Origin of the sequence: Sulfobacillus harzensis (genome assembly GCF_012933365.1) — a bacterium.
GTDB classification, from domain to species: domain Bacteria; phylum Bacillota; class Sulfobacillia; order Sulfobacillales; family Sulfobacillaceae; genus Sulfobacillus_B; species Sulfobacillus_B harzensis.
In genome coordinates, this window is sequence record NZ_JABBVZ010000135.1 from 1 (window position 1) to 7,661 (window position 7,661).

Below are 7,661 nucleotides of genomic sequence, written 5' to 3' on the forward strand. Positions count from 1 at the left end.
GTGTAGGAAAATCGCAGCGTCCAATGCGTCAAACCCGCGCGCCGTGCGGGTTCGGATTAAATGAAAAGGCTCCTAGCAGGCTGTGGGACGCCCGCGTCGAAAACGGCCGCCCACTCCGGCCTCCACCGGGGAGGCACTCTGACGGTCGCCCTCTCTCCGCAAACCAATATCGACTGGTATCTTCCCGTCGTCAACGCAGGGGCAGATTCGGTAGATAACTTTTGGCTCCTTGACCAAATTTACAAGCCCCTCATTTATCTCAATAACTTGTACCAAATTGTGCCCAGTTCCTCAATTTCCTCCAAAATCGCTACAACAAGGCCGGAACGGTGTATCACGTCTATCTGGGTAGCAAATGGCGCTGGTCGAATGGACAACCCGTGACGGCCCAAGACTTACTTTTTACCTGGCACGTTGTTCAGGCTGCCTCGGCCGCCAGTGCACCTGCTCCGTGGCCCTTCGTCGGCGGCGGTACGGGCGACATTCCGTCCGGAATCCGGAGCGTGGTTGAGAACAACGCCCACGAAGTGACTTTCACGCTAAGGAATCCGGCCAACCAACAATGGTTCATTTACAACGGCCTGATTCAGCTAACCCCCATGCCGGCCAAACAACTGGATAAATACGGAAGCAACTGGGCCCGAGAAATTCAGTATCTGGGCTCCATTGCCACCAATCCGAAGACAGCAGAATTGGCCAGCGATGGACCCTATGAGCTTAAAAGCGCGTCTCCCAACCAAACCTGGGTTCTGGTGCCGAACCCGCATTATGCGGGGCATCGCTCGCTCGTCAACCGCCTGGTGTTCGCCTACGAGAGCTCGAGCAGCGCTGAATTTTCCGCCTTGAAGACGGGGACTGTCGACCTCGGCTACCTTGACCCCACCCAACTGGGGGCGGCCAGCCAGCTCACCCAACAGGGCGACAAGGTATTTGCCGGTCATGCGCTGTCGGTATTCTGGACGGCGCTGAACATGTATCCGGGGACGACCGATGCGGCCCTTTTCGATAACCTGTACATCCGCGAGGCGCTCGAGATGGGTATCGACCAGTCTGCGCTCATTCAAGACATCCATCACGGTTATGCCCTCCCCCAGTACGGACCCATTCCGTCGGCACCTAAAACGGTGTTCTATGACGCAAAGGCCGAACCGCCGATCCCGTACAGCATCTCGGATGCCAAAAAACTTTTGGAAAGCCATGGGTGGCATGAGCATAACGGTGTCATGACCAATCGTGCAGGTCAAACGCTTACCTTCCGCATGATTTATGTCAGCGGATCGCAGGCGGTGGCCGAGGAAGCCCAATTGATGCAGGCCGACTGGGCCAAGATGGGGGTGAGGGTATCGTTGAAGGGAGTCAACTTTAACAGCTACCTCACGGAAACCCACGACAAGACATCTAGCGCCTGGCAGATGGCTGTGGGATCCGGTTGGTACTATAACGGTCCCGGCTGGTATCCCACCGGCGGGCAGCTATTTCAAACTGGAGCGCCCACGGGCCATGGATTCTCCAATCAACACGAGGACCACCTTATCGCGGCCACGCATCAACCCTATGCGACGACCCAGCAGACGATGCAAGTCTTCGACCGCTATGAAGCCTACACCGCCAAAGAATTGCCCATGCTCTGGATGCCGGATCCCGCATCTATCAACGTAACGGCAGAGACATTGCACGGAGGTCGCCGGTACGCGAATCCCGCCACTGGAAATCCTGCGTTCAATCGGATGTGGGTGTCGCGATAGCGATGGAACCAGAGAGCAAGGAGTCCACGCCGACTTCAGCTTCAAAGTCTGCCATCGTGGAACATGGACCCCAGGTTACGGGAAATGACTCTCGATTAAGAATCGGGAGAGGGGTTGGGGTACAAGCGTTCGAGTTGACCCGGCAGCCAAGAAGTGCGTGATTTTGAGAAAAACTCTCGGGGGCCCGGCGTTTCTGCTGGGCCCACCTGCGTTGCGGTCTCAGGCGATCGGACTGCCACTACGTGAGGCCCCATGACATGTTTGGCCTGCTCGGCCGCGTGAGGCGATAGGCCATTGGTTGCATTCTTGCGCACTTCCTGCCACACTGGCCATTGGAAAAAGACTGGTGGTGTTCTATGTCTCGTCCGCTGTTTCCGATTCAGGAAAAAGGAATGACCCGCGCTGAGGCGGCCGATCTTTTCAGGGGGTTGGCCGAACTCGTTGAAGGTTATCCCAGTAAAGGACTTGTGGTGACGGTCGACATCGGCGTGGCTCAAACCGGTGATGCGCCAAAGAAGACGTCGACCCGTCGGAAGTTGTCAACGTAACTTTGTCTTCCCAAAGCGGTCGGGGTCCGGCCGCCTCCGCTGGGTGGTGCCGACGGATTCCATCGACCTCACCAACACGCGCGATCAGACGGACCATCCGGATCTCGGCCCACCCAATCCAGGCAGGGACGGATCGCGACGCGCCGGTCCTGGTTCTGATAGGGGCAATCAAGGGCAAAACGGGGTGCGCCCACGCGAGTCAGCTTAATGGGCCGCCACTGGAAAGTCCCGACCAAGCCATCGCGATGACCTCCTAGTATCCGCCGGATCATTCCGGTGTATGCCCAGAATGGAACCACGGTGATCGGACAAGTCGTGATTGGCGCGGGCACTGGCACCTCCACAGTCCGACGCAGGAGAAGCAAGGTGGCAGAGGCATTGTTCCATCGTCCAACAGTGAGTCTGTACCCGGATCTTTGTTCACTCCCCCGTTAAGATTCTGCCAACACCCGCTTTATTCCGAGTGATTCCATGCGCTGAAGGGTATCGTCTATCGCGTCAAGAAGTCCGGGAATGTCCGTTAGATCCTCACCCCAAAGCGCGGTGTCCTTCAAAATCGTATGGCCGACTTCGGAATGACGGGAATCGGACGCTCTTTTAGCATGCCATAAGAGTTGTGCCGCCCACGAGACGATGAGGCGGTTGGGAAGTGTACCCGTCATTCGGTGATACCCCGTCAATGTCGGGAGCAGGCGATGGCGCATCTTGTCCATGGCATTGAGCTGAATGTCTTTTAACTGGTGCTCGAGATACGGATTTTGGAATCGCTCCAGCGTATCGTAAATGAACTGGTCAAGCTCGTGGTCAGGAATGCCTTCCTGAATCAAGGTGGGGCGCACCTCGTGCGTCAACAGTTGATCAATGTGTTGTTGTAAAGCCTCATCGGCCATCACCTCCTTCACGGTGTCAAGGCCTAATAGGAGGCCGAGAGCCGCCATGGCGGTGTGGGCTCCGTTTAAGACTCGAACCTTCACGGTTCGATAGGGATCGATGTCAGGTACCCAATCCACGTGGAGGCCTGCGTCTTGAAAGCGCCACTTCCGTGCGAGATTGTCCGGTCCCTGGATGACTAGCCGGTAATATGGCTCCCGCATGATATCGAGGCCGCTGCCTTCCGGGTCCGAAGTGACAATACTATCGACCAAGGTGTTGTAGAAGCGGTTGGAGGTCTTGACCCATTCAGTAAATTCAGCCGGGAGGTTCCACGACTCGGCGTGGCGCAGAACCAGCGCTTGTATCAACCGCCCGTTTTGCTCCACCAACTCACAGGGAACGATATCCATACCTCGGCTGGGATCACCGTCGAAGGTCTCAAAACGGGCCCAGAGATAAGCGGTAAGTTTAGCGGGAAATGTCCGGGGACAGACGTTGGTCGGGAAAGGTTCAGGATTAAAAGTGATGCCGGATTCCGTGGTGTTGGAAACCACCACGTCCACGTCGGGGCTCGTTGCAAGGTCAAGAAATTGTCGATACTCTGCGTGAGGATCGAATATCCGGCTGATGACGTTTACGGTGTCTCTGGCGTCGATGAGTTGGCCTTGATCGATGCCCCGGATATTGACGTGATACTTGTATCCGTGGGCATGCCAACGGTCCAGCTTCCCCGGCATCGCGGGGCGAGGGACTGCGACGACTACACGCCCATCATAGAGATTGCGGCTATGCAGCTGCTGCAGCATCCAGTCGACGAATCCACGGAGGAAACGTCCATCGCCGATTTGCAGGACGCGCTCGACACCCCGGCCCGCACTCTCACGGTTCATTTCATTTGCACCCCCCTGAGGAACAACAACCAGACCAGTTCAGATATGATATGTGTACCCTAATAAAAAGACAGGTCCCTTTGACAGTTCACTTGTACTCGGCTGAACAGGCGGGACGTGGAGACGTGGTCCGACATGCTGAAATTCCACGGTCCAATGTGGCTGTATTCGGCGGATGCCATCTATGGTTCCTGACCCGATTCGTCCTTTGGAGCAACCGTGGCTAAAAGCATTCAGGTTGGGTGAAGACGGGCTCCTCACGGGTGATGGTGAAATTGAGGGTTCCTATTAGACTTGGCCCCAAGGCACGACGGCTCCGCAACTCACTTCAGTATAATTGACAAAATTGCGGGGGTATATAGGGTGTTAACCGTGGCGTAGGCGGGTGGATTCGCCGAAAAGGTTGGGGAGGTTCGAATCGTCACGCGTTTCGGTGGCTTTTTTAAGGATGTCTTGTTTAGGGACGGGGCGAAGCGCATCATAATATCAATGGAGGTGATTCAATGACAACCATCAAAGATATTGCCAAATTAGCCGGAGTCAGCTACAGCACGGTATCTAAAGCACTTAATGATAGTCCGTTGGTCAAGGAAGATACCAAGCAGCGCATTTTCGCGATCGCTCGAGCCCATAACTATCGGCGCAATTTGTTAGCGTCAAATTTGGTTTCAGGGCGAAGCCGGCTTATTGGTCTGGTGTTTAAGACCGTCAATAATCCGGTATTCGGCTATTTGGCCAATGAACTCCATGCGGCCTTGGCCAAAGAGCAGTACTATACGATTTTGACATGGGCAGGGGCCAGCATCGATATTTTGGAAGATTTGAGAGTTGGGGCTTTGGTATATTGGGGCGACTTGGAAGAGGATGCTCAACTCCTCTCCCGTTTTTCCGAATCCAGCGTCCCAGTGTTTGTTTTAGGCAATAATTCGCCGGTTCCTTTTCCGTGTCTGAGGATTGACCGAAAACGGGGCATTCTTTCCGCGGTGCAATACTTAAAGAGTCTGGGCCATCAAAGAATTGGGCTCGTCGGCAATTCCCAAGAAATCAAAACCCAGGCCTTTAAGGAAAGTTTGAAGGAAGCCGGCTTGCCGTTCCGCGCTGGATTTGTTTTACCCGGGTCGACCACCTGGGAGGATGGATATCGGGCCGTGAAAAATTATCGGTGGTCCTCTGATTCGCCCACAGCCTTTCTTGGGGTGAACAATCTTGTAACCCGCGGCGCTTTGCGGGCGCTTTTGGAAGACGGCGTACAAGTCCCTGAGCGCTTGTCCCTGATAGGATATGACGATCTATTTGATATGGAGCATGCCGAGGTGCCTTTGACAACGATCGGCCCGCCTTTGGATGACATGGCCCGGATGGCGGCCCGCACGGTGTTGCAACTCGTTCAGAGGCAAACTGTGGCAGAAGAGACCTGGATTGAGCCCGTGCTGCGGGTTCGGACATCCACGGGGCCCGTGCCGCGCTAATCATTTCATCCTCCCAATCCACAAAAGAAAAATTTCCGGCAAATGGTATTTACAATTGCCCGATAAATACTATAATTACGAATAACAACGTTGTTAGCCTTACGGAAAGGGCGACGAAATGGTGAAACACTATTGTCTGGTTGGCGTGGGATCACGGGGCTTGTCAATGTTTGCCCAGGATCTCCAGAAGACCTACGCTGATGTGGCCAGGCTGACCGGCATTATGGACATCAATCCCGGCCGCGTGCAGTACGGGCAACAGGTGTTGGGGGATGAGGTCGCAGGGTTTACCGACTTTGATGAAATGCTGGATTCGGTACCCTGCGACGTTGTTATTGTGACAACGAAAGATGCAACGCATCGGGATTACATCGTGAGGGCACTGGAAAGAGGCAAGGATGTCATCACAGAAAAGCCCATGACAACAACGGCCGAATCCTGTCGCGCCATCTTGAGCGCGGAACAGCGAACAGGCCATTCGGTGCGGGTGACCTTCAATTACCGCTATGCTCCCTACAAGACAGAAATCAAGCGGATCATTAAGTCGGGGGTTTTGGGCGAACTGCATTCGGTCGAATTCCGTTGGTTTTTGGACACGGTTCATGGAGCCGATTATTTTCGCCGATGGCACGCGCACAAGGAAAATTCTGGGGGGCTGTTGGTTCACAAAGCCACCCACCATTTTGACCTCATTAATTGGTGGCTTGATTTGGAACCCGTCGAAGTTGCAGCCATGGGTGCGCGCAAATATTACGTCCCTGAGCGCATGCCCAATCACGGAGAACGTTGTTCGGCTTGTTCGGTATCCGATGAATGCGCCTTCTATCTGGATTTGGATGCGGATGACAAGCTGCGCAGTCTCTATCGTCTCAACGAGCATTATGACGGCTACTATCGTGACGGTTGCGTGTTCTCTCCCGACATTGACATTGAGGACACCATGTCGGTGATTGTGCGGTATCCCGGACACGTGCAATTAACTTATGGGCTCACTGCGGCCACGTCATTTGAAGGATGGCAGGTGGCCTTTAATGGCTCAAAGGGTCGGTTGGAAGCGTTCGAGCCAGAATGGTACATCACTGAGAAAGATCAGCACAGCTTTAAGCGGCGATCTGACAAAGGCATCCGACAGCCTGCCGACTGGCGCTTGAGCTTGCCGGAACAGCCCAAACCGCTTGACGAGTTGGACATTCGCTTTTACCCCTTGTTCGGCGGGGTTGAGCGCTGGACCGTTCCTCATGTGGGAGAGGGGCATGGGGGCGGCGACCGACGTTTGCGGGATGACCTGTTTCGCGGGGTCAATGACGATCCGTTAGGCCACGCGGCGGGAAGTCGCGCGGGGGCCATGTCAGTTTTGATTGGCGTCGCCGCCAACGAATCCATTCGAACCGGTCAATTCATTCGAATTGACGATCTTTTGAAGGACTAGCACAACGGGGCCAAATCGCCCGCGGTCTAGGCTCAAAGTGTCGCAATAGTCGGGAATAACCAGGACGAGGAGGAAAAATCGTGAACAAGACTCGGGCGCTCAGTGTCGCAGCGCTGTTTGCGGTCGCCGGGATTGCAGCGGGCTGTGGGTCCACTACCCAAACGACCTCTGCTGCGGGATCCCACAAAAACGTCACTATCACGTTTGGCTGGTGGGGCGGAACCACCCAAGAGCGGGTAACGGAGAACGCGATCAAGCTATTTGAAAAGAAATATCCCTATATTCACGTCAATGAGGAATTTGGCGGACCATTCAACACCTACTTCCAGAAGTTGACCACCGAGATGGCGGGCGGCGCAGGACCAGACGTGATGCAGATGGATTACAACTACATCAATCAGTTTGCGGCAGAGGGCGCATTGCTGAATTTGAAGGGGGCTAAGGATATTAGTCTTTCGAACATTAGTCCCTCGGTCGTGGCGGCGGGCGATGTTCATGGGGGGCTGTACGGCATTCCCAATGCCCTAAACGCCGATGCCGTGATTTACAATCCCTCCAAGTTTGCCCAGGTGGGCTATACGGGCAATCAGCGTCTTACCTGGTCCCAATTTGCCTCGCTTGTCAACAAGAGAGATAGTCCCGAATTTCGTGGAATTTGCGGTTAGCGATTCCTGTCCGTGTTTGGTTGAATAGAGGTACCATCCATC

General features: G+C 54.8%; 6 protein-coding genes. 5 read left to right on the forward strand and 1 reads right to left on the reverse strand.

Going from position 1 to position 7,661, the window contains the following annotated elements:
- The first annotated feature begins 329 nt into the window (after nt 1–329).
- A complete protein-coding gene (locus tag HIJ39_RS20410; protein ID WP_420824586.1) occupies nt 330–1,745 on the forward strand; it encodes an ABC transporter substrate-binding protein in 1,416 nt (471 codons plus the stop codon).
- 356 nt (nt 1,746–2,101) lie between these two features.
- The gene (locus HIJ39_RS20415) at nt 2,102–2,293 is read left to right on the forward strand and encodes a hypothetical protein (protein ID WP_169102883.1); all 192 of its coding nucleotides are present in this window, start codon (nt 2,102–2,104) and stop codon (nt 2,291–2,293) included.
- Between the two features lie 431 nt (nt 2,294–2,724).
- On the opposite strand, the gene HIJ39_RS20420 is transcribed toward HIJ39_RS20415, so the two are convergent.
- Entirely contained in the window at nt 2,725–4,056 is a 1,332-nt protein-coding gene (locus tag HIJ39_RS20420; protein WP_169102884.1) for a tagaturonate reductase, read from the reverse strand.
- A 503-nt stretch (nt 4,057–4,559) separates the two neighbouring features.
- Between HIJ39_RS20420 and HIJ39_RS20425 the strand changes: the two genes are divergently transcribed.
- The 3 genes from HIJ39_RS20425 (at nt 4,560) to HIJ39_RS20435 (ending at nt 7,619) form a co-directional block, all read left to right on the forward strand.
- Nucleotides 4,560–5,525 (forward strand): LacI family DNA-binding transcriptional regulator, encoded by a 966-nt coding sequence (locus tag HIJ39_RS20425; protein WP_169102885.1) that lies wholly within the window; start codon nt 4,560–4,562, stop codon nt 5,523–5,525.
- 118 nt (nt 5,526–5,643) lie between these two features.
- Nucleotides 5,644–6,954 (forward strand): Gfo/Idh/MocA family oxidoreductase, encoded by a 1,311-nt coding sequence (locus HIJ39_RS20430; protein WP_207711820.1) that lies wholly within the window; start codon nt 5,644–5,646, stop codon nt 6,952–6,954.
- A gap of 80 nt (nt 6,955–7,034) precedes the next feature.
- Entirely contained in the window at nt 7,035–7,619 is a 585-nt protein-coding gene (locus tag HIJ39_RS20435; RefSeq protein ID WP_207711821.1) for an extracellular solute-binding protein, read from the forward strand.
- Nucleotides 7,620–7,661 lie beyond the last annotated feature (42 nt).